The organism is Paenisporosarcina macmurdoensis, from assembly GCF_042658845.1.
GTDB lineage: Bacteria > Bacillota > Bacilli > Bacillales_A > Planococcaceae > Paenisporosarcina > Paenisporosarcina macmurdoensis.
This window is the reverse complement of record NZ_JBHSRI010000027.1, coordinates 1-2,445: the sequence shown is the minus strand read 5'-3', so window position 1 is coordinate 2,445 and position 2,445 is coordinate 1. Positions and strand designations below refer to the sequence as shown.

Genomic DNA, 2,445 nt, shown 5'->3' with positions numbered 1-2,445 from the left:
GTAAGCGTCAAATAATGAACACATTGTTTCTTCTCAAAGAAAATGCCTTTCTGACTTTTGTCAGAAAGGCATTTTCTATTTCTTAAATTGGATATAGCAATCAGCCGGAAGATCCTTGGACCAGGGCATGAGATGATCGATTTCTAAATTCGCGCTCATATCGAGCTGAGGAAGTTCTTCGAAAAGATATTTAAGGTAGAAGAAAGGATTCAATCCGTTCTCTTTGGCAGTCTCTACGAGACTGTAGCTGATGGCACTTGAATTCGCACCACTTGTCGAAGCTGCGAACAGCCAGTTCTTCCGTCCGATAACGAAAGGCTTGATCGATCTCTCTGCTCGGTTGTTGTCGATTTCGACGCGTCCGTCCTTCATAAATGTAATCAATTTTGGCCACTGATTCAGCGTATAGGAAATTGCCATACCCGTCGCAGATTTAGGTGTCACAAGTTCCCGCTGTTCTTTGAGCCATGCCAAAAAAGCATCCAGCACGGGCTGACTGTCCTTAAGTCTCGTATTTAAACAATCTTCTGCACTCAGACCTTTAATCTTGCGTTCGATCGCAAACAATCGGTTACAAAATTCGAGCCCCTTTTTTGCAGTCGTAGAACGACCAGCCCCAGGAGGTGCACCTTTCAGAGCCTTAAGAGCCTCATCGAATTTTCGCCGTACATGGGCCCAACAGCCAGCCAGCTCGACACCTTCAATTGATTCATAGCCAGCATATCCGTCGACGTGTAGGAAACCAGAAAACCCGTTCAAGAAATCCTGAGGGTTCTTCTTGGCGCGACTCGCTCGGTAATCGAAGAGGACGATTGGGCGTTGCGTTTTGCCACTTGTGCGATAGAGCCACATATAGGATTTGGACTGCGCGTTTTTGCCAGGCTCATCCAGTACTTGGAGGACAGTCTCGTCCGCATGGAGTACTTCTTCTTTCAACAATTGGTGGTACAGATGTTCATAGAATGGTTTTAACCATCTCGTCGTACTTGAGATCATCCAGTTCGAGAGCGTCTGACGGTTCAACGGGATCCCCATTCGCTCCAACTGTTTCTCCTGGCGATAGAGTGGCAATCCATCCGCAAACTTTTGAGTCATGATGAACGCAACTGCAGAAGGCGATGCAAGTCCCTTCGGGATAACTGGGTTTGGCATCTTCGCCTTCACGATCGGCGTAGCGAGAGAATGGTTCTCACAATGGCGACAGCTATAGATGTGTTGGACATGTTCAGTGACCTTGACCTGTGCTGGGATGATCTTCAGTTCCTTTCGGACCTGGGTGCTCATCTCATGTAGTGCATGGTCGCATGCCGAACAGACCTTCTCTGAATCAGAGAGGTCGTGATGGATCGTCTCGACAGGGAGGTCTTTCAGTTTCTCAGCGCGATCGCCGATTTTCTTGCGTTTATAGCTAATTGTCTCCATTGTCGGTTCTGCCAATAACACAGAAGAAGAGACCTCCGCCTCGTTGAACAGTTGGAGTGTCAGCTGGTTTTCATCCGTCTTCTCGCTGGATGAGCCAAAGCGTTTCTGCTGGCTCAGTCTGAACTGCTCCTCATACCACTGTAACTTCAGATGCAATGTTTTCATCTGGTTCTCAAGTTGCAAGTTCTTCTTCTCAAGTTCTTCAATTGTAGTCTGTGTGTTCTCGTCCGTGTTTTTCATAGGAATAAGGATATCACAAAATGACACAGCGAAATAGAGTTAAATGACTTTTTTCGCTTGGACAGAAGGATGTGCATGGCGCTGATTTAGAGGAAGCCCGTCGAGCAACCAGTTCAACTGTCGTGGTGTGATGGGAAGTGGCTGTACAGACCCGAGGTCTGGCCAATCAAACAATCCCTTCTCCAAACGACGATAGTAGAGCCAGAAACCATTGTGGTCCCAAAAAAGGATCTTTAGCTTGTCCTTCTTTCGATTACAGAAAACAAAGAGTGCATTCGAGAACGGGTCAAGCTGGAAGAGTTCCTGTACGATGACAGCAAGTCCATCGATTGACTTTCGTAGGTCTGTAGGACCTGCCGCCAGATAGACCCGTTCGACTATCCGTCCATTCATCATAGTCGGTTAAGGGTCCGTATGATCTGGAGCAACAGTTCCTCTTGAAAGCCACTTGTCACTTCAATCTCGACATTCTTCATCTTTAGAGTGATCGCATCGCTTGCAGGGCCTTCGACAATACAAGAGACCCAACTGGTCTCCTGATCGGCAACCTTAGTTATCGGAGCCTGTTTGCGCAACCAATAGTTCATATTGTGAATTGCGACACCTGTATCTGAACACCACTGGACAAGTGACTTTCCACTCTCGCGATATTCGTTGATCTTTTCTAACCAAACTTGTTCTTTTTCTTTTCTTTTCAAATAAAATCCCCCCAGAAAATCAAATCTGGGAGGAGTATCTCATGAATCTTCTTCTATTAGAATGTGTGCACTATTTGACGCTCAC

3 protein-coding genes are annotated in these 2,445 nt (G+C 46.5%); all 3 read right to left on the bottom strand.

Features of this window, described 5'->3' with window-relative positions; translation table 11 throughout:
* Positions 1-75: 75 nt before the first annotated feature.
* From tnpC to tnpA, 3 genes are read right to left on the bottom strand one after another with little or no spacing between them, the layout of a single operon-like run.
* Entirely contained in the window at positions 76-1,662 is a 1,587-nt protein-coding gene (gene tnpC, locus ACFPYN_RS17285) for an IS66 family transposase (RefSeq protein WP_377735893.1), read from the bottom strand.
* A 39-nt stretch (positions 1,663-1,701) separates the two neighbouring features.
* Positions 1,702-2,055 carry an IS66 family insertion sequence element accessory protein TnpB gene (gene tnpB / locus ACFPYN_RS17280; RefSeq protein ID WP_377735895.1) on the bottom strand — a complete coding sequence of 118 codons (354 nt, stop codon included), beginning with the start codon at positions 2,053-2,055 and terminating at the stop codon, positions 1,702-1,704.
* Entirely contained in the window at positions 2,055-2,360 is a 306-nt protein-coding gene (gene tnpA / locus ACFPYN_RS17275; RefSeq protein WP_377735892.1) for an IS66 family insertion sequence element accessory protein TnpA, read from the bottom strand. Before tnpA ends, tnpB begins: the two co-directional genes overlap by 1 nt.
* Between the last annotated feature and the right edge of the window lie 85 nt (positions 2,361-2,445).

What these genes read in the sequence shown, in the direction of transcription:
- tnpC (WP_377735893.1), bottom strand. Translation starts at nt 1,662, where the DNA reads ATGAAAAACACGGACGAGAACACACAGACTACAATTGAAGAACTTGAG.
- tnpB (WP_377735895.1), bottom strand. Translation starts at nt 2,055, where the DNA reads ATGAATGGACGGATAGTCGAACGGGTCTATCTGGCGGCAGGTCCTACA.